The sequence below is a fragment of the Salinimonas lutimaris genome, assembly GCF_005222225.1.
In the GTDB taxonomy this organism is placed as follows: Bacteria; Pseudomonadota; Gammaproteobacteria; order Enterobacterales; family Alteromonadaceae; genus Alteromonas; species Alteromonas lutimaris.
This window is the reverse complement of sequence record NZ_CP036536.1, coordinates 2,557,030-2,577,695: the sequence shown is the minus strand read 5'-3', so window position 1 is coordinate 2,577,695 and position 20,666 is coordinate 2,557,030. Positions and strand designations below refer to the sequence as shown.

Sequence of the window (20,666 nt, the reverse complement as noted above, 5' to 3'; positions counted from 1 at the left end):
ACCCTGTTACAAACAACAGCAATTACCGTGCACACTTAGCATATCCCTCAGAATCGGCGATAAAGAAGAAAAACTTGAGCATCGGTATCACTGTGGCACTATGACTGCTTGGTCAGGTTTGAATATTACTTAATGCGCAGGGAACTATGACAATAAGCAGAATCACTGACTGCACGGTGGGTGAGAAAAATAAGCAGGTTATTTTGAAAGCCGCAGAAAAAGCATTTGCTCAGCAGGGTTTTAAAGGCACTTCGGTACAACAAGTTGCAGATGCCGCTAGTCTGCCCAAGACCAACGTATTGTATTATTTTAAGACCAAGCAGGATTTATATCAGGCAGTGCTTGAGCAAACACTGAGCCTGTGGAATTCTCGGTTTGATGCCGCTACCGAGCAGGACGATCCGGCTGAGACTCTGGCCGATTACATCAGCGAAAAAATGGAAATGTCCCGGACCCATCCTTTGCTGTCAAAGATTTTCGCAATGGAAATTATTAATGGCGCGCCTAATCTGAACCCCTACTTTAATGATGAGCATTTAAGCTGGATGCAGGGGCGTGTCAAAATTATCGAAGCCTGGATAGCGCAGGGGAAAATGAAACCGGTCGACCCTCATTATCTGTTGTATAACATCTGGGCAAGTACGCAGCATTATGCTGATTTTTCCACCCAGATCACCAGGCTACGCGGCCAGCGAATGAAAAAAGTCGATTTTCAGAATGCCACACGCACCCTGATAGCCATTACCCTGACCGGGTGCGGCCTCACTGTGCCGGCCAGATATGAGGAAACAGTCGCATGAGTAACGCCTACCCACGGGATTTGATTGGTTACGGTGCCAACCCGCCACATCCGCACTGGCCGGATGATGCCCGGATTGCCGTTCAGTTTGTGCTGAATTATGAAGAAGGCGGTGAAAACAGTGTATTGCACGGCGACACCCATTCAGAAATTTTTCTGAGCGAAATTATCGGTGCTCAGCCCTATGCAGATCGTCACCTGAGCATGGAGTCGCTTTACGAATATGGTAGCCGTGCCGGATTCTGGCGTTTGCACCGGCTACTGACCCGGTATCAGGTACCCACCACGGTATTTGGCGTTACTATGGCTTTGCAACGCCACCCTGAAGCGGTGCAGGCGATGCTTGATGCCGGCTGGGAGATTGCCAGTCATGCCATGCGCTGGATTCATTTTCAGGATATGGATATTGAAACAGAACGTCGGCACATCGATGAGGCGATTATGCTGCATGAGTCAGTCACCGGCAGTAAACCCGCTGGCTGGTACACCGGGCGCACCAGCCCCAATACCCTGAAGCTTATCGCTGAGCGCGATGATATTCTGTATTGTGCCGATTCCTACGCTGACGACCTGCCTTATTACGATCTTCATTACGACAAGCCCCTGCTGATGGTGCCCTACACACTGGACACCAATGACATGCGCTTTGCCACGCCACAGGGATTTAACAGCGCTGAGCAATTTTTTACTTATCTCAAAGATGCTTTTGATGTGCTGTACGAAGAGGGGGCCGAGGCGCCCAAAATGCTATCGATAGGGTTGCATTGCCGTATAGTGGGGCGTCCGGCCCGTCTGGCTGGCCTGAAGCGGTTTATTGAGTATGTGCAAAGCCATGATAAAGTATGGCTGGCCACCCGGGAGCAAATTGCCCGCCACTGGCAGTCAGGTTTTCCAGCACCGGGTAGTGAAGTATAATAATCACACAGGTAAAGAGGTAGAGTATGCAAATCAAAGCAATGTGTCTGGCCGTTATGGTAGTTGCTCTGGCAGGCTGTTCAAAGCTGAACAAAGAGAACTATGACAAGCTGGAAATGGGCATGAGTCAGGATGCGGTAGAGCAGATTCTGGGGAGTGCAAACAGCTGTGATAAGTCGCTGGGTACGATGAGTTGTATATGGGGTACAAAAGACGATAAACACATCAAGGTTATGTTTATGTCAGATAAAGCGGTTACGTTTTCCTACGAAAAGCTGTAACCGCTATTGCCACGCCGATAGTATCTGCTTTGCAGATACCGGCGGGGTTTTTATCAGATTACAGTGCTGCCAGTGCTGCGTCGTAATCTGGTTCATCAGCAGTTTCACCCACCTGTTCGGTATACACCACTTCACCATTTTCGCTGATAACTACAACAGAGCGTGAGGTCAGGCCTGCCAGTGGGCCATCGGCAAATGTCACACCGTAATCTTCACCGAAAGAGCTGCGGAATGTTGAGCCGGTTTTCACATTCTCAATGCCTTCGGCACCACAGAAGCGGCCCGCTGCAAATGGCAGGTCAGCAGAAACACAAATAACGACAGTATTGTCCAGGCCCGCTGCTTTTTCGTTGAACTGGCGAACAGACATCGCACAGGTGCCGGTATCAATTGACGGGAAGATATTCAGAACGACTTTTTTTCCGGCCAGATCAGCTAATGCAATCTCAGATAAATCAGTTTGTACCAGAGAAAATGCGGGTGCCTGCGTGCCTTTCGCTGGCAGTTCACCAACGGTTTCCATTGCATTACCTTGTAAAGTTACTGTTGCCACTTTGGCTCCTTTTTACTTTGATGATAAAGAAGCTTTATCTTGCCTGAGTCATAGGGCAATTCAAGCCTTTCAGGTCAGACCATGGCGGGTTTTGAGATAAAAACCACTATGCCTGATGAAGAATTGTGCAATAGCACCGACCGGGCAACAAAGCAGAAGGGGACTTGCTGCCATAAAGCAGGTACAGCCTGACCGGGCAGTCAGGCTGTGATGAGTAATATAAAGCGGGTTTATTTCAGATCAAACACATAGCGTAGCAGAAACAGCAGTGCCAGTGCGTAAGTCAGTTTGCTGACCTCTTTGCCCTTACCGGTACCCAGCATTACAGTGACATAGGTAATAAAGCCAAGTGCAATACCCTCACTGATACTGAAGGTCAGTGGCATTGCCAGCAAGGCGACAGAAGCGGTGGCCAGGGCGCCCAGATCATCAAAGTCCAGCTGGCGAATCGATTCCATCATCAAAATACCGACCATCAACAGAGCCGGAGTGGTGGCCATGAGCGGAATCACCTTCATAACCGGGGTTAAAAACAACGACAGAATAAAGCAGGCTGCCACAACCATTGAAGTCAGACCGGTACGTCCGCCTGCTGAGACGCCGGCGGCAGACTCCACATAGCTGGTGACCGGCGACGTACCAAGGGCCGCGCCGGCAATACTGGCGGTAGCATCGGCATTCATGGCACTGCCAATGCGTGGCAGCTTACCATTCTCATCCAGCAGGTTGGCTTTGCGCGACACCCCAATCAGCGTGCCGATAGTATCGAACATATTGACAAACATCAGGGCAAAAATCAGATCCCAGGTCTGACCGAAATTTTCTATCGGATACCAGATGTCCATGGCCATCCAGGTCGATGAAATACTGTCCGGGAGGCCGATAATCGCTTCAGGATGCGCAGTCAGGTAGCCGTCTTCCACTGGCGTAATCAGACCGATGGCGGTCAACAGTACAATAGACATCAAAATGCCGCCGTTAACGCCTTTAATAACCATGACGATAGTAAACAGAATACCGGCCAGGGCTAGCATAACCGCTGGCTTAGACAGATCTCCCAGAGTCACGAATGTCGCCGGGTGCTCTACTACCAGGCCGGCATTTTTCAGACCTATAAACGCGATAAAAAGACCAATTCCACATTGCACACCGACTTTCAGTGAAGCTGGAATCGCTTCGGCGACCTTAGTACGTACGCCGGTCAGGGTGAGTAGTAAAAATAGAATACCGTTCCAGAATACAATACCCAGCGCCGCGTCCCAGGGCACATCTCTGGTCATACAAATGGTAAACGCAAAGAAGGCATTCAGCCCCATGCCCGGGGCCATCGCTATTGGATAATTGGTCATCAGCGCCATTAAAACCGTACCAATACAGGCCGACAGTGCTGTGACGGTGATGAGCCCTTCGACCGGCATGCCGCTCAGGCCAAGAATGCCCGGGTTAACGACCAGAATATAAGACATAGCGGCGAAGGTGGTCAGGCCGGCGATCACTTCAGTGCGAACGGTGGTACCGTTGGCATGAAGTTTAAATAAACGTTCAAACAGGTTGGATGTCATGCGTTCTCTCAGGTGCGCGTTTTTTACAGATTTTAAAGCCTTTAAGCAATAAGTTGACCATGTAGTCAACTTTTGGTCTGCTTTGTGCTTAGATGGCCTACACCGCGATTTAAAATCGCCAGGCAAACAGCGTAAAAACGCTGCGGCTAGTCTTAGCACCAATGCGTAAAGATTTATAAAAAACGGCTTTCGTGGCATCCTTGTCATTAATAAAATAACAAGCAGCGAGAACAAAGCGCGGTGAATTGCGCCGCAATTGTGCGTGAAGCATTAATTCGGTGCAAGTGCTGGCCTGTTTTTTCTTGTTCGGCCAGTCAAAAAATCACCAGGGGAGAACTATGAGCATTTCCACATTAATAAAAACACTGCCAAAAACAGAGTTGCATCTGCATATCGAAGGCAGCCTCGAGCCTGCGCTGATGTGGCAGCTGGCCGGTAAGCATAATATCGACCTGCCTTACGATAGCGTGGCGGCTATTGAGGCGGCTTACCAGTTCAGTGATTTGCAGAGCTTTCTGGATATTTATTATGCCGGGGCGGATGTACTGCGTGATGAAGATGATTTTTATCAGCTGATGTGGGCTTATCTGAGTCGCTGCCGTGAAGAAAATATTGTGCATACTGAAATCATGTTCGACCCGCAAACTCATACAGAACGAGGTATAGGGTACGACATCTTTATGCCGGGTTTTTTGCGCGCTATTGAACAGGCCAAAACCGAGTGGGGCATCAGTGTTCAGCTTATTCTGTCTTTTTTGCGTCATTTAAGTGAAGAAGAAGCCTTTGATACGCTGGCTTTGGCAGAAACCTGGTACCCGCATATTAGTGCTATTGGCCTGGATAGCTCAGAGTTAGGCCATCCGCCGGAAAAATTTAAACGAGTGTTTGATAAAGTACGTGCGCTGGGCTTCAAGATCGTGGCTCACGCCGGGGAAGAAGGACCGGCCGACTATATCTGGCAGGCGCTGGATCTGTTACAGGTGGATCGTATAGACCATGGCGTGCGTTGTCAGGAAGATCCGGCTTTACTGGAGCGGGTAAAGCAAGAACAAATTCCGCTTACAGTTTGTCCGTTAAGCAATTTAAAGCTCAAAGTGATTGATGATATGCGCCAGCACAATATTTTGCAGCTGCTGGATGCCGGATTACTGGTTACTGTGAACTCAGATGATCCGACTTACTTTGGTGGCTACTTGAATGAAAACTACGAACAACTTCACCAGGCGCTAGGTATGAACGAAGCGCAACTCAAAGCGCTTGTGATAAACAGTTTTAAAGCGAGCTTTTTGCCTGAAACAGAAAAACAGCAGTGGATTGCGAAAGTTGACGCGTTGTAATGTCTGTTTAGTCAGCCTGCTAAAGAGATTCCCGCTTTCGCGGGAAAGACGGGGTGATATGGCCAGCTTTCATGAGGGCAGTTATGGACAGTCACTTTAATCCTCGACAAATGTGGACAGTCACTTTGGTTGCCGTTCAAAACTGTCGTCCCGGGGGCGTGTAGCGCAACCCGTGATCTCCATCGGCACGATGACGACCATACTTTGCATTTTTCTGATTAGTCAGCATGTTAAGGAGGTTCCCGCTTGCGCGGAAATGACGGTGTACTGTTGCCGACAATTGTGGACAGCCACTTTAATCCAGGGGGATGGTGCCGGCATTAGTGGACAGTCGCTTTGGTCGCCGTTCAAAACTATCGTCCCGAGGGCGTGTAGCGCAACCCGGGATGTCCTTCCCAACGATAACTACCATACTTTGTACGTTTTTTGATTAGTCAGCCTGTTAAGGAGGTCCCCGCTTTCTCGGGAACGACAGGATGATAGTGACTGTCCACTAATCAGTAACATTTACGGACAGTCACTTTGGTCGCCGTTTAAAAAATGTCGTCCCGGGGGCGTGTAGCGCAACCCGTGATCTCCATCGGCACGATGACGACCATACTTTGCATTTTTCTGATTAGTCAGCATGTTAAGGAGGTTCCCGCTTGCGCGGAAATGACGGTGTACTGTTGCCGACAATTGTGGACAGCCACTTTAATCTAGGGGGATGGTGTCGGCATTAGTGGACTGCAGGTATTAGTGGACAGTCGCTTTGGTTGCCGTTCAAAACTGTCGTCCCGGGTGCGCGCAGCGCAACCTGGGCTCTCCTTCCCAACGATAACTACCATACTTTGCATTTTTTCTGATTACTCAGCCTGTTAAGGAGGTACTCGCTTGCGCGGGAACGACGGGATGATAGTGACTGTCCACTAATCAGTAACATTTACGGACAGTCACTTTGGTCGCCGTTTAAAAAATGTCGTCCCAGGGGCGTGTAGCGCAACCTGGGATCTCCATCGGCACGATGACGACTATACTTTGCATTTTTCTGATTAATCAGCCTGTTAAGGAGGTACTGGCTTGTTCGGGAATGACGGGGCGATGGAGCGGCATTTATGGACAGTCACTTTAATCGTCGAGTGACTACCATACCTTATACACTCTATGAGTATTCAGCACGTTGTGTAGATTCTCGCTTGCACAGGAGTGACGGGAAGATATTACCTGTCCGCTTACCGGGACTAAATAACTGTCCATTAAGCAGTCGACTGGACACTGCCATTAAAAACAATGGAAAAGAGAAACGGTAAGAAAATGAACTGTTTTGCTGCGAAATTCGTTAGAGGGAAACAGAGCGATGATTACTATCGCCCCGACTAGCCTGCCTGAGTCTGGTTAAGCAGGATAGGAGTAGTTTTTCTTAAAAACAATACACAGTGATAAGCAAAGGCAAGTGCGCATAAAGTTTCCATAATGATGCTCCGAAATGCGGTACGACCGCGATAAATCTTTTTGTTTGATATACACTTAACCAAGCATCTTCCGTGCCGACTTTTTTATTCGTATAACTATCTGATTACTAAAAGATTGTTCGAGAGTTGAACAGCTTTCCTTATTTCAGACCTATGAAATTTAGTCGCAAACCAATGAAATGTTTTCCCGACAGGCGGCTGCCGTTCAACAATTTCAGGCAGCCAGTATCATTTTGACTAATCAGGTATCTGATTCTGATATTTGTCCCAGTTATCTATCAGGGTATGTACGACTTTGCTACCTACTTTATGTGCAGCTTCCAGGGAGGGGGTCATGCCAGCATAGCCGGTTGTCGAGGATTCCATCGCCAGATTTTCTGCGGCGCTCAGTCCTGGTGGTTGCATGGTGAAGTTGCTGGCAGTGCGTAGCACCATAAACCGGTCTTTGTCAGCTTTTCCGGCATTATCCAGATACAACATCGCCTGATAGCTGCCAGTGTCTTCCATACCCGATGTCATGAAGTTGCCGGCACCGTTTGTCCAGTAACTTGTCCAGTCGTTCGCCCAGCGATTCAACAGCTTGCCATGCCAAAATGTCGATGCCGCCAGCTGACTGCCAATCAACACAGCAGGCTTACCCAATGCTTTGGGATAGCCGGTATAGCGGGAGCGTAATGCCTGCATGGCTTGCGTATCGTTCAAAGCTATGTTTTTTGTCAGGTTGGCAGCCCAGTTCACCAGCTGCGGGTTAAGCTGATACATTTCGCCGTTGTTGGCAGTAACAGGTTGCTGAGCCGGGGCGCGAGCATATGGGCTGGTTTCAAATAACGGAAAGTAGCCGGTAGACCAGTCAGCAGGTATTTCACGGGCATCAATCTGATGTGCCAGATCGCCGTCAATCAGGTAATCCGCCCACACGGCGGAGCCAATGGTCCCGTCCTGAGGATCAATGCCGGCAATACCTGCCACCAGCCAGTAAGCCTGCGTCAGGTCGAACCGGGGATCCAGTCCCAGTCCCAGAATAGCTGCACTGGCCCGGGCTGTCCCCATGCCGGTTACCATGGTCAGTAAGCCTTTTTGTTCATTCACGTAAAGATCATGAAACCCTTGTGGGAAAGGGTATCGGGTATTGATATTTTCCCGCTCTTTCCACATCTGAAATTCGCCGGGCTTGTCACCCTCATCTTCACCAATTTCAAACATGGTGACGACCACGACCTTTATCTTAATGGGCTGTGGTTGTGGATGAGGAGTGGCATGGATAATCCCGGAAAACAGAGTAAGTAAAAATGGGAGTAAAAAACGCATAACAGAAAGTTTCCAAAGAAATAAATGAAAACGGCATGCGATGGCATGCCGTTTGTTGGGGGAGGTTATCAGAACTTGTAAGCGAACTTCGCGTTGAAGTGGCGCGGAAGCTCAGGCAGTACAATCTGACTACCGAACAGATCCGGGAAGTTAGCCCGGTAGTAAGTTTCATCCGTCAGGTTTTTCACCGTCAGGTTGAATGACCAGTCTTCTGCCTGATAAGACAGGCCGGCATTCACCAATGTATAGCTTGGTAATTTGACCGAACCTGAGAAACTGGAAGTGGTTTCTTCTGCATCAACTACACTCAGGCTGGCTGCATAACCATTTTGAAAATCATAGGTGGCAGTCAGGGTATAGATATTTTCCGGGATACCGGCTTTTTGTGCATCTGGATTGCTGGTGCCATCACCGACCAGGTTCAGGCCTGCTACGTTACCGCCAAGAACCAGTGACTTATCTTCCAGATTAACCAGGTCTTCCAGGCCCAGGAAACCAAACTGATTACCGTTTTGCTGTGCAGTCAGGTTGATAACTTCAACGTTAGAGTAACCGGCTGACACCACCAGATTCTCATTGACTACCCAGCGTACTTCCAGTTCTGTCCCTTCGTTGTGCGTGGTAGCGTTAGTCACAATCGCCTGACTATTAAAGTCCGTACGTTCCTGCTCATATACCGATAGCGAGAAATACAAGGTGTCGTCAAGGAATGATCCTTTCACCCCGTATTCAAATAAATCAGACGTATCAAATGCACCGCTGCCACCTTCATTATTCAGCTGCGATATACCGACTTCAGCCCCCTGACCAGCTACCAGTGTCGCCTGCTCTGCCAGCGTAATGTACGGGATCAGACCAAACTCAGAGTTGTATGACAAACTAGTATTCCACGACCAGCCATCGACGGTTTCTTCTTCGTAAATCGGGGTACCTTCGTTACCCTCTTCGCGCGCCCCGGGTAGTAGCAGATCCTGGCGTGACGTGCTCTCAATATCGATGGTGTCGTAACGCACACCCAGCACGATGTTCAGGCCATTTTCCCAGGTCAGGTCGGTCATGGCGGCAAAACCCAGATCCAGGTAATTTCCTTCGTCATAGTTGTCGTAATTGATGCCACTGCGTGTGGAAAGTAAACGACGGTCAAGTGCTGACGACGGCATTGTCAGGTCGCGGCGATTGAAGTATTCGTAAGTAAAGTCATCACCGTGCAGGAAGTCGGTATAACGAATTGACGGTGAAACCTGAAACTGTGCCAGTAAAGAATTGGTTTCAATCTCGGTGGAGAACACCAGCTTATCTTCAATCACCCAGCTGTCATGAAACTGAGAAAATCCGTAAGCATTCTCATTGATGTTATCGTAGGCATCATAGAATAACTGATTTTTGATCTGCCAGTTATCGGCGTAGTAAATAACGTCGAAATACAGGGTGTTGGCTTCGTTTTCCAGTCGATCATCAGGGGCTACCAGTACCTGTGAGCCTTGAAGTGTAGTGGTACCTACATTTTCCAGGGCCATCAGGTCGGTGGCATCAGCGTCGGTAAAAGAAGAAGCAGGTACATAGAAGAATCCTTCACCTGCCAGGTTCACATCACCATATTCTTCATGTGAAATAGAACCGTCGCCGTCCGTATCCAGCGGCTGTGCAGTACCGGTGATATAAGTGCCGTTGTCTACCAGTTCCTGAGTCAGGCGGTTCCAGCCAGCTACCTGGTTGCCATCGTATTTGTGGTACATACCACCAAATTCAAGACGCAGATTATCGGTAATATCAATATTGAATGAAGCCTGCAGCACCGACTGGTCGGTCGCTGAGTTGTCATAATAACTACCAGAGTTTTCTACTTCACCGTAAACATAGTAACCCATTTCCTTGCCGGCCAGCGTGGCCGGACCGCCAACTTCAGCCGTGATAACACTTTTATCCCATGTACCGTGCGTGTAAGACAGTTCGCCTTCAGGTGCTTCCAGGTACTGGCCTGACGATGCCCGGGCGGATTTAGGGTTAAAATTCAGATACCCCCCGATTTTGGACGGACCATAGATAGGTGAGGCAGGGCCGCGCACAATATCAACCCGGCTAGACGCGCCAATCGGGGTGGGGTAGTTACCAGGGTTATCCAGGCGCTTCACACCCCGAAAATAAGTTTCGCCAGGATTGCCGCGAATATCCAGTGAACCGGCTACGCCAAAGAAAGACTGGGTAAATGTACCCGGCGCAAAAGCGACCAGTTCATCAATGTCTGATACGTTAAAACGGTCCATCTGCTCATCAGAAATAGTGGAAGCAGAACGGGGTGTTTCAAGAATTGATTTGCCGAAACCAAATACTGCTTCAACATCCTGACCCGGTAGGGAGCCAAGAGAGCCGCGCACTTCAATTTTTTCCAGTTCGCTATCATCCGGAACATTAGCGGATTCGTTCTGGGCATAAGCTATTGATGGTGCACTTAGCAACATCCCGAGCGTTACAGCCCGCGCCAGGGGGGACACGTTGAAGAGTGTGTGTTTCATGTTATTCCTCAAAATTTTTTATTTTTTTGATACCTCTGATAGCCAGCAAATGATGTCAGTCGCGCTGGCTAGCAGCCTCTTAGCACAAAAAATGCCAATAAAATTTACTATTATTTTTTTTACATTTTGCTGGTAACTCTATGATCTATAGCTGTAAATCTCCTTTGCTGATGTTTTTAAAAAGAGTTTATTAAGTTAAGAAAATGATCGTTCAATTTTTGCTGCACTAGCTTGGTGCTTTGGTGATGGCTTTTTAACCTCTTTGTTCGCAACTGGTGCATTAGTGCTGGCTTTTGTCGCAAGGTGTTGTTTATTCGTCTTATCTGGTGCTGACGGCAGTAATAATTCGAGAAAAATGGCGGTAATACCGGCCACTGTAATGGGGGAGGCAAAAATGGTTGTTAACCAGTCAGGCAGACCGGTTGTGGCGGCAGGTTGCAGCAATACCCCTATGCCAAGGCCTAATGATGAAGCAATAATCAGGCTGCTGCGACGGTCCATCGCAGTGCTCATCAGAATCTTTATTCCACCCACGGTGACCATAGAAAACATCATGAGTGTGGCGCCGCCCAGCACAGGTTTGGGGATTAGCTGCAAGGTGGTACCGATAACCGGAAAACAGCCTAGCAGCAAAAACATAGCGGCTACCCAATATCCCACTTTTCGGCTGGCAATGCCGGTCATCTGAATAACCCCATTGTTCTGACCAAACGTGGTGTTAGGAAAACTGTTAAGAGTGGCTGCAATCATAGAGTTAACCCCGTCGGCCAGAATGCCGCCTTTGAGCCGCCGCATATATACTGGTCCATCAATCGGTTCACGACAAAACAGGCTGTTAGCGGTCAAATCGCCGGCGGTTTCAATAGCACTGAACAGATAAATTAGCGCCACCGGAATAAACAGCGCCCAGTCAAAACTTAGTCCATAGCGAAACGGCACAGGAAAAGACAGCCACGACGACTCACCGGCAGGCATGGTAATCATGCCGTTAAACAGCGCAAACAGTGTGCCTGCCAGCATGCCGGTCATAATGGAAGTCAGTCGCAGCCACCGTGAGTGGCAGGCATTGAGAAAGATAATAGTGAACAGTACTGCCAGGCCCAGTAACATATTGGTGGTGCTGCCCATATCACTGGCATGAAAACCGCCGGCCAGATCGGTCATCCCCACTTTGATTAGTGACAAACCAATCGCGGTGATCACTATGCCGCTGGTTAAAGGAGTAATGATGCGTCTGACCCAGTGCAGACACTGGCTTAAAAAGACCTCTACCAGTGCGCCAAACAGCGAAATACCAAACATCATTGCCAGTATGTCATCATCATTGCCGCCGCGAGCACGTACGGCGGTACCGGCAGCCAACAGGGCGGCGATAAAGGCAAAACTGGTTCCCTGAATAGCCACCAGGCCACTGCCAACCGGGCCGATTCGGCGGGTTTGTATATAGGTACCAATGCCGCTGGAAAATAACGCCATGCTGACCAGATAGGGCATATAGGATTCCAGTGATAACGCGCCGCAAATAATCAGGGTAGGGGTTACCACAGCAATAAAACTGGCCAAAAGATGCTGAAAAGCGGCGACCAGACTGGTGGATAGCGGTGGGTTATCATGCAGACCAAATAATAATTCGTCAGGCTGACTCATAAATGCGCTCCTTGCGTGGGTTTGCACACTTTAGGTGCATAGCCACAGATAAACTGATGAAAAGATGGCACGGCAGGTAAAGCGTTGCCGGCCAGGCGCTGCTGAACAAATAAAACGGTTTTCTGGCCGAACCTTTCAGTCAGCGTTGATTTGACTGAATAGGGGAGAAAACTGTATTGAATGGCGTTGCGGTTAAGCTGTACCAGTTCATTCCAGGAAAGATTAAAGTGAGTGACCGCCAGAAAGTATTCATCGGTCAGATTGCTGCTCCACATTCCTCTGTCATCGGTAGACAGGGTAACGGGGACCCCTGTGCGCAGATATTCAGGAAAAGGGTGATCATCCAGATGCGCGGTGTATTCAAGCAGGAAGTTGGAGATAAGGTTGATTTCAATCAGATAGTGATTGTGCCGCATCAAGAGCAGAGTGTCGGGATCGTGAATAAGATTGAAGCCATGCCCGATACGATCAGCGCCCAATAGCAGGGTGTCTTTAATATGCTGATTTGGCTCGTCGGACTCACCGGCATGGATGCTTAGCGCAATCTGCGGGTAGCGGGCGCGAAGCGCGCGCAGGGTGGAGAGAAAACGCTGCGGATAGCCTTTGTCATTATCTTCTCGGCCGACAAAATTAATCCCGACATACCGGTCTCTGTGCCTGTCCACAAATGCCCAGATCTTCTCCAGCTCCTGCTCGGCGTGGGGCAAAAAGCGCAGCAGGGCATACTGAAAACGCACTTCTACGCCGGTGTTAAGGGCCGCTTCACTGGCCAACATCTGCTCAAATACATCCAGCGCATCGTCTGGCGCATAGGGTGTGCCGTCGGGATAGCGCATCCCCATAACGTTGACCTGAGTCTCCAGGTACTGAACCTGCTCACCGGCATACGCCTGCATATTTTTTAGTAGCAAAAATGCCTGGATGTGCGGGTTTTTCAACATATCGCCCAAACGTTGCCAGTGGGTCTGAAAAAACTCATCGCGTCCCTCGTGAGGTTTATCCAGCCGGATACTGTTTAAAAATGCAGATTTTTGCTCGCCGGTGAGCGTATCCAGTGCGCGATATTGTTGTTTTTCGCAATCGGTTAATTGCTGATAGGAAAACGCTGACAGAGTATGAAACATCAGCCAGTCAGGAGCTGGGCCAAAGGCGTTAGTGCCATAGCCATGACACAGTGAAGGACGAACTCTGGTGAAATAATGGTAACCGCCGTTGTTGTCAGGATCGGTGGCGATGTCCCACCACCACTGACTGAATCCAGCCCCGGTCAGGTGGTGATGAATATCGCCGCCTTTTGGCATAGCGTGCAAAAACGCATATAGCTGGGCGGGTGAGGCCTGTTGACGAAACTGACGAAACCATTGCTGCATGCCCTCGGCACTGTTTGCAGGGGCGAAAGGAAAGCCGGCTAATAATGTCAGTAATAAAATAAGGGTACGCAATGCAATCTCCTGATCGGTCTATCAGGGAATTGCAACTATCTGACCATATGGTCAATTCTTTGATTATTTTTAAGATTATGAAAAACAACGTTTTTTAAGATTCACGCTGTGTTTAACAGTGTGTGCGATGTTTTGTTGCACAATCACAGGGAGTGTTGCCCAATTAAAGAGCAGCCAATAGGCAGGCAGAAAAGGTTGTGAACTAAAAAGCCCGCTCTGTAAGCGGGCTATCTGGCAATAAAAATAACGTTATAGTGTCAGGCAGCAGCAGCGTTAAAGCTAACCTCATCTTTGAGTGTGACAAAAATAGAATGGCGTACTTCGTTGTATAACGCCTTACTGCAATGGCCTTCACCTTCAGTGTCTTCAAGCAGCAGAACATCGCCGGTGCCAAACACTCGTCGCTCTCCTCCTGAAACCGTAAATTCTGCCCGGCCTTTTAAAATAAACAACAACTGACGGGCGGGGGCAGGGTGCCATTTAAAATCATAGTCAGCGGGCGTTTCGCGAAAAATCACAGCGCCGGCGCCGTACTTTTCAGACAACAAACCAATCGGACCACCGTCTGCCAGTGGAATGTCTATCTCCCCAAAATGGCTTTTTCCCTGTTCGTCATTGTATATGCGGGTAATGATCACAGTTTACTCCTTGGCATCGACCGTGGTTGCCAGTTGTTTGATGGTTTCGAACAATACGCGCAGACTGGCTTCAATATCTTCAGTAATAATGGCTTCCCCCGGGTGATGACTAATTCCTTTTTCACAGCGGGTAAACAGCATGGCTACCGGGCAAATCTGTGCCATGGCCATCGCATCATGACCGGCTCCGGAAGGCAGGCTAAGCGGCGCGTAACCACTTTGCACTATGGCCGTACTGAGGATATCCTGAAACGCCTGAGCGCATTTTACCGCCGGTGCGCTGTGGGTTTGTTTATGTTCAACCTGTACATTGCGGCGACAAGCGATATCACTGATTCCTTGCAGAATCTGTTCCAGAACCTGATCGCGGTGCTCATCATCTTCGCTGCGGATATCTATCGAAAATACCGTTTTACCTGCGATGACATTCACCCCGTTGGGACGATTCTCGATGCGGCCTACCGTGGCGACTAAATCCTGGGCATGTGCCAGTTGCTCAACCAGCAGGATCATTTCGCTGGCCGCAGCCAGACTGTCCTGACGCATTGGCATCGGTACGGTACCGGCATGGCCTGCAAACCCGGTCACCGTCACCTCAAGACGCCGGGCACCGGCAATACCGGTCACCACGCCTACCGGCAGATGATTATGCTCAAGCACCGGTCCCTGTTCGATATGCAGCTCGATATAACCCATTACCGTCTGCGGGTCGATAGCTGCTTTGCTAACCTGATGAAAGTCCAGCCCAAACGCGGCCATGGCCTGCGCCAGGCTGATCCCGTTTTCATCTGTCAGTCCGGCCCACTGCGCGGGCCAGTTGCCGGTCAGGGCGCGGCTGCCCAGCAGGGTGGAGCCAAAACGGGTACCTTCTTCGTCACCAAAACCAACCACATCCAGATGAAACGGCAGCTTCAGCCCTGTTTCACGACACATAGCCGCAAGAGTCACCGGCGCCAGAACACCCAGCATGCCGTCGTATTTTCCACCATTAGGGACAGTATCGAGGTGGCTGCCCATAATCAGTCGTGGCGCAGAAGGAGTATCTGCTGCCAGACGGCCCCACAGATTGCCCGCGGCATCCTGCCAGTGCTGCATACCCGCATCGCTCATCCAGTCGGCTACCAGAGTATTGGCCTGGCGGTGTTCCTCGGTCAGGTAGCGGCGGTCCAGATGGATATCAGACTGGCTGACCTGCCCCAGTTCCTGCAAACGGTGCATAACCAGACTGGCAGCCTGTGCAAATGACATCATTGGTCCGCCTCATCATAAATCTTCAGGGCGGCATCGACACCGGCCCCGGCAACCAGACCGAAACCTTGTTGTCGCAGCACGGTTTCCAGCGATTGCAGGGTATGCAGCACAGCATCCTGACGGGCGTTATAGCCCATCGTGCCGATTCGCCAGATTTTGCCTTTAAGCGGACCAAAACTGGTTCCGATTTCAATGTTAAACCGGTGCAGTAGGGTGTGGCGAATTGCTTCGCCATCTACCTGGTCTGGAATATTTACCCCCACCACGTTGTTCATCTTGTGATTCAGATCGCCAAACGGTTGCAGTCCCATTGCCTGAATACCACCGAGCATGGCATTGCCGGCATGCTGATGGCGAGCAATGACCGCCTGCTGGCCTTCTTCAAGCAGATTCACCGCACACTCACGGGCGCAAAACAGCATGGTTGCAGCCTCTGTATGATGATTAAGCCGCTCTTCCCCCCAGTAATCCATAATCATTGGCAAATCAAAATAATTCGAGCGAATACGGCTACCGGCCGCGTCATGGTGGTGTGCATCTTTGATACCGGCTTCCACATGCTGACGTTTGCGTACTACTTCAACAAAGCGTTCGCTCAGGGTCACCGGGGCACTGCCAGAGGGCCCGCCCAAACACTTTTGCAGCCCCACGGATACCGCATCCAGTTGCCAGGCATCTGTATCAAACGGATTACCGCCAATGGAGGCGGTAGCATCAGAGTAAAACAGCACATCGTGGCGGCGGCAGATTTCTCCCAGATGCTCCAGCGGCTGGAGCATCGTGGTGGATGTATCCCCCTGAACCACAGCTAATAGCTTGGGCTGCACCTGACGAATAGCCTGTTCAATCTGTTCAGGCTGGAACACTTCTCCCCAGGGCACCTCGATAGTATGTACATTAGCGCCGGCGCGCTCAGCAATTTCTGCCAGTAAGTGTCCAAACCGGCCAAAAACCGGTACCAGTACTTTATCACCCGGTTCAATTGCAGAGACGAGCACGGCTTCAATACCGGCCCGGGATGTGCCGTCGATTAACAGCGTTTGCTGATTTTGAGTGTTAAACACCTGGCGGTACAGTGCCATCACTTCGTTCATGTAGGCGGTCATGACCGGATCATACTGTCCCACCAACTGGGTAGACATCGCGCTAAGTACCCGCGGATAACAGTTAATCGGGCCGGGTCCCATCAGCAGGCGAGGTGGTAAGGTAAGTGGCTTCATAAATTCTCCTACAGCAGAACCTGGGCAAGCATGCGCAGGCCGGTAATAATCAGAACAACAGCAAAAATCTTCTTCAGTACAGCGGCATTCAGGCGAGATGCCAGCGTAGCACCCACCGGAGCCAGCAGCACCGTTAGCGGTACAATACAGGCAAAGCCAACCAGGTTAACCAGTCCCACGGTGCCAAACGGTGCATCAGCAGGAGGCTGGCCCGCCGCCATCAGCATCAGTGCAGCAGGAAAAGAGATAATCAGGCCTACCGCAGCAGCGGTACCTACTGCGCGGTGAGCAGGGTAGTTGCAAAACGTCAGGGTAGGGACCGTCAGTGTGCCTCCACCAATACCCACCATGGAGCTGAATAACCCAATCAGCGTCGCCATGGTGCTCTGGCCCAGTCGTCCGGGTAGCTGTTCGGTCAGCGACGGTTTTTTGTTAACAAACATATTGATGGCCGACAGACAGGCAATGACACCAAACATGATAGTCAGCCAGTCACCATCAATGCGGGTAACCATGAAACTGCCAATCAGCACACCAATCAGAATAAACAGCGCCCAGGCTTTGAGCAGTGACCAGTCGACATTACCCTTTGCATGGTGTGCCCGGATAGAGCTGACCGAGGTAGGCACAATGGTCGCCAGCGAGGTGGCGGTGGCCACCACCATACTGGTCTGGGCGGAAACACCCAGTGCCTGAAACAGAAAATACAATACCGGTACAATAACAATACCGCCGCCAACCCCCAGTAAGCCGGCCAGTAAGCCAGCAAAAACACCGGTGCCCATCATTGCCAAAATGGTGGTCAGGTTATCCATAATAAATTGCATAAAAGTAAGGAGTCCTTATTGTAAATATCAGGAGAAAAATTCGGGAAATGCTTTGCCATCACTACGCGGGTCGGTGGCGGCTTCCACCTGGCCCTGCGGGTGACGCACTACTGCCCCAGCATGGCCCATCAATTCGTTGCATGCATCGACGACGACCATGTCATGGCCACGCTGGCGCAGGCTATCGCCTACATAATCATCCAGGTCCCGTTCCACTTTGAGGTTGTGGCTCTGGTCGCCCCAGGTCCGGCCCAGCAGCCAGCGCCCCAGTGCAATGGCTTTAGGTAATGGTTGCTGGTGATGAACATAGCGGCTGAAAATGGCCGCCTGAGTCTGCGGCTGACCTTCTCCACCCATGGTACCGTAGCTGATACGACGGCCATCATTAAGCACGGCAAAAGCCGGGTTGAGCGTATGAAAGGGTGCCAGACCCGGCGCCAGTGCCTGCAGATGGCCAGGCTCCAGTGAAAATGAGGTGCCGCGGTTATTCCACACAATCCCGGTGGACGGGCTGACCACGCCGCTACCAAATTCCCAGTACAGGCTTTGAATATAACTGACCATCCGGCCTTCGCTGTCGCAGGCGCCCATCCAGATTGTGTCGCCGGGTTTCGCTTCATGTGGCCATGGCAGCGCCTGTTCATTGCTGATCCGGCTGACCATGTCGTCAAGCGCCTCATCTGTCAGCAGCGCCGATAAATCCTGGCTCACCCGGGAGGGGTCGGTCACCAGCCTGTTACGGTGTATAAATGCCTGTTTGGTGCATTCAATTAGCAGATGCACCATGTCAGCATCGTTATTTACCTGATGCTTCACTCGTTCATACAGCGCCAGAATGATCAGTGAGGCAATCCCCTGCGTCGGGGCCGGCAAGTTATACAGGGTGCCGCTGGCGGTATTCACGCTAAGCGGTTCGATGATTTTAGCTTCATACTGGTGAAAATCGTCCAGCGTGAGCGGTGAACCGGCGGCTTGTAGATCAGCCGCCAGTTGCCCGGCAATCTGCCCACGGTAAAAATCATCCAGGCCAGCATCTGCCAGTCGTTGTAAGGTTTTACCCAGCTGTGTCAGCTTGATAATCTTGCCTTTTTTCAGCGGCTTGCCCTTAATCAAAAACGGGCTGAACGCGGGATCACTGCCCAGCGTTTCAAAGGTTTTAAAACTGGCGTCACTCAGACTCTGGGTGACTTCAATGCCCCAGTGCGCCTGGCTGATGGCTGTATCGAGTAGGGTGGATAAAGCCATGGGCGCTTGCCACTGACTGCTGATCGCTAGAGCTTTTTGCCAGCCAGACACTGCGCCGGCCATGGTCAGCGCTGCCCGCGGACCCCGAGAGGGAATGGCTGATTCTGCCTGATAATATTCCGGCGTGGCATGACACCCAGCCACACCGGCAGCATCAATGGCTACCGGTGTTTTGCCCGGCTCGCTGATAAGCCAGAACCCGTCGCCGCCTAGTCCGTTCATGTGCGGATATTCAACCGCGATGGAAGCCGCTGCAGCCACCATGGCTTCAATGGCCGTGCCGCCACGTTCTAAAATCGTGTTGCCAACCTGAGATGCTGCGTAATGAGGGGCGGTAAAGCCAAATGTAGGGTGTTGTTCCATGCCTTTATGATTCCGTTAGTTGGTGGGCAAGCTGTAACAGTTGTTGTTCACTGTTTCTGGCACCAATGAGTGAGAGGCCATAAGGAGCCCCGTGTTCTGTCAGGCAGGGTATATGCAGTTGCGGTAGCCCTGCAAGCCCGGCCATGGCGGTGTAAGTCAGTAAGGTTTGCCGGTATGCACTCAGGCTGCTGTCAGGCGTGGTAAGCCGCGGTGCCAGGCCCGGTGTGGTGGGTATAATCAAGGCCTCATACTTATCCAACAGTGGATAAATAATTTCGCACCAGTGTGTGCGGGTTTGCCGGGCTTGTTGTTCCTGCTGCGCGGTGATGGTCATACACCAGTCAAGCCGGGCCTGAATATCCGGCGCAATAATCGGTTTTTGTTGTTGTAGCCAGCTTCCGTGCTCACGGGCTATTTCCGCACCCTGCAAATAGCGAAACGCCTCACCCAGAGCCAGGTCAGCAGGAATAGCATCCACCGGGGTAAACGCCAGGTCGGTTTTCTCCCATTGACGCAGGGTGTGCTTAAGCTGATGGGTATACGGATGCGCATTGATATGGGCAGACAATATTGCTACCCCGCAAGACGGGGCTCTGGAATCAGAGCTTCCGAGCAATACCTCTGCCACCGACCGCATGACGGACAGCGAGCGGGTCATCCAGCCCACGGTGTCAAAGGAGGGGGCCAGTGCAACCATATTGTCGCAGGGCACCGCACCGTGAGTTGGACGTAGGCCAAATAAACCCTGATAGCTGGCGGGCACCCGAATAGAGCCACCGGTGTCAGTGCCCAGACCGATATCAGCCAGTCCTGCTGCCACCGCCACCGCCGAACCGGATGATGAGCCGCCGGGCAGGCGGTCCGGTGTAACCGGATTTTGCGGTGTGCCGTAGTGAGCATTTTGACCATTCAGGCTATAGGCAAGCTCATCGGTAATGGTTTTGCCGACAAACCGGGCACCGGCTTGCAACAGGGTAATGACCGATGAGTGCGTGGTCTCGGCAACCGGGTGACTTAACAGCCAGTCCGGATTTCCGGCTGACGTGGGTAACCCCTGCATATGAAACAGATCTTTAACGGCCAGTCGCAGGTGTTTAAGCGGTTGTGCTTGCTGCGTACCAGCCTGGTACAGGGTGAATGCCTGTTCGGTTCCCTCTACAAACGGGGATGTGACGCGTTTGTTTTTCATAGTCCGCTTATAGCTGCGTATTCGAGACTATTCATGAAACAATCGTTTCACGTCTAAGTCAAGTGAAACAGTCAGTGAAGTTACATAATATTACACATCCACAGAGGGTTCCTTTGCGTAAACAT

Annotated in this window: 16 protein-coding genes; 4 read left to right on the top strand and 12 right to left on the bottom strand. The window is 50.9% G+C overall.

Annotated elements, in window-relative coordinates:
• The first annotated feature begins 146 nt into the window (after nt 1-146).
• The 3 genes from EZV72_RS11225 to EZV72_RS11215 are packed head-to-tail and all read left to right on the top strand — an operon-like array spanning nt 147 to nt 1,995.
• Complete coding sequence (locus EZV72_RS11225) at nt 147-800, top strand: TetR family transcriptional regulator C-terminal domain-containing protein (protein ID WP_137167334.1); 654 nt, start codon at nt 147-149, stop codon at nt 798-800.
• Nucleotides 797-1,714, top strand: a complete 918-nt coding sequence (puuE, locus tag EZV72_RS11220; protein ID WP_137167333.1) for an allantoinase PuuE — start codon at nt 797-799, stop codon at nt 1,712-1,714. Before EZV72_RS11225 ends, puuE begins: the two co-directional genes overlap by 4 nt.
• A 26-nt stretch (nt 1,715-1,740) precedes the next feature.
• Nucleotides 1,741-1,995 carry a DUF3862 domain-containing protein gene (locus EZV72_RS11215; RefSeq protein WP_137167332.1) on the top strand — a complete coding sequence of 85 codons (255 nt, stop codon included), beginning with the start codon at nt 1,741-1,743 and terminating at the stop codon, nt 1,993-1,995.
• A 58-nt stretch (nt 1,996-2,053) separates the two neighbouring features.
• Here the strand turns inward: EZV72_RS11215 and tpx are convergent, their stop codons facing one another.
• A complete protein-coding gene (tpx, locus tag EZV72_RS11210; RefSeq protein WP_137167331.1) occupies nt 2,054-2,548 on the bottom strand; it encodes a thiol peroxidase in 495 nt (164 codons plus the stop codon).
• Nucleotides 2,549-2,778: 230 nt separating this feature from the next.
• The gene (locus EZV72_RS11205; protein ID WP_137167330.1) at nt 2,779-4,110 is read right to left on the bottom strand and encodes an NCS2 family permease; all 1,332 of its coding nucleotides are present in this window, start codon (nt 4,108-4,110) and stop codon (nt 2,779-2,781) included.
• A 338-nt stretch (nt 4,111-4,448) separates the two neighbouring features.
• On the opposite strand from EZV72_RS11205, the gene EZV72_RS11200 reads away from it, so the two are divergent.
• Nucleotides 4,449-5,447, top strand: coding sequence for an adenosine deaminase (locus EZV72_RS11200; RefSeq protein ID WP_137167329.1), 999 nt, complete (start codon nt 4,449-4,451; stop codon nt 5,445-5,447).
• Between the two features lie 1,688 nt (nt 5,448-7,135).
• On the opposite strand, the gene EZV72_RS11195 is transcribed toward EZV72_RS11200, so the two are convergent.
• From EZV72_RS11195 to EZV72_RS11150, 10 genes are all read right to left on the bottom strand, one after another.
• Nucleotides 7,136-8,206, bottom strand: coding sequence for a purine nucleoside permease (locus tag EZV72_RS11195; RefSeq protein WP_137167328.1), 1,071 nt, complete (start codon nt 8,204-8,206; stop codon nt 7,136-7,138).
• A gap of 68 nt (nt 8,207-8,274) precedes the next feature.
• Complete coding sequence (locus EZV72_RS11190; RefSeq protein ID WP_137167327.1) at nt 8,275-10,719, bottom strand: TonB-dependent siderophore receptor; 2,445 nt, start codon at nt 10,717-10,719, stop codon at nt 8,275-8,277.
• Nucleotides 10,720-10,914: 195 nt separating this feature from the next.
• On the bottom strand, nt 10,915-12,366 hold the full coding sequence (locus EZV72_RS11185; RefSeq protein WP_137167326.1) for a uracil-xanthine permease family protein: 1,452 nt from the start codon (nt 12,364-12,366) through the stop codon (nt 10,915-10,917).
• Nucleotides 12,363-13,808: an adenosine deaminase family protein gene (locus EZV72_RS11180; RefSeq protein WP_232364410.1), complete on the bottom strand. Its 1,446-nt coding sequence runs from the start codon at nt 13,806-13,808 to the stop codon at nt 12,363-12,365. The genes EZV72_RS11185 and EZV72_RS11180 overlap by 4 nt, the downstream gene beginning before the upstream one ends.
• Before the next feature lie 257 nt (nt 13,809-14,065).
• Nucleotides 14,066-14,446 (bottom strand): cupin domain-containing protein, encoded by a 381-nt coding sequence (locus EZV72_RS11175; RefSeq protein WP_137167325.1) that lies wholly within the window; start codon nt 14,444-14,446, stop codon nt 14,066-14,068.
• 3 nt (nt 14,447-14,449) lie between these two features.
• Complete coding sequence (locus EZV72_RS11170) at nt 14,450-15,697, bottom strand: allantoate amidohydrolase (RefSeq protein ID WP_137167324.1); 1,248 nt, start codon at nt 15,695-15,697, stop codon at nt 14,450-14,452.
• Nucleotides 15,694-16,917 carry a pyridoxal-phosphate-dependent aminotransferase family protein gene (locus EZV72_RS11165; protein WP_137167323.1) on the bottom strand — a complete coding sequence of 408 codons (1,224 nt, stop codon included), beginning with the start codon at nt 16,915-16,917 and terminating at the stop codon, nt 15,694-15,696. The genes EZV72_RS11170 and EZV72_RS11165 overlap by 4 nt, the downstream gene beginning before the upstream one ends.
• A gap of 8 nt (nt 16,918-16,925) precedes the next feature.
• Nucleotides 16,926-17,744, bottom strand: a complete 819-nt coding sequence (locus EZV72_RS11160; RefSeq protein WP_137167322.1) for a sulfite exporter TauE/SafE family protein — start codon at nt 17,742-17,744, stop codon at nt 16,926-16,928.
• A 27-nt stretch (nt 17,745-17,771) separates the two neighbouring features.
• On the bottom strand, nt 17,772-19,352 hold the full coding sequence (locus tag EZV72_RS11155; RefSeq protein ID WP_137167321.1) for a gamma-glutamyltransferase family protein: 1,581 nt from the start codon (nt 19,350-19,352) through the stop codon (nt 17,772-17,774).
• A 4-nt stretch (nt 19,353-19,356) separates the two neighbouring features.
• Entirely contained in the window at nt 19,357-20,541 is a 1,185-nt protein-coding gene (locus EZV72_RS11150) for an amidase (RefSeq protein ID WP_137167320.1), read from the bottom strand.
• Nucleotides 20,542-20,666 lie beyond the last annotated feature (125 nt).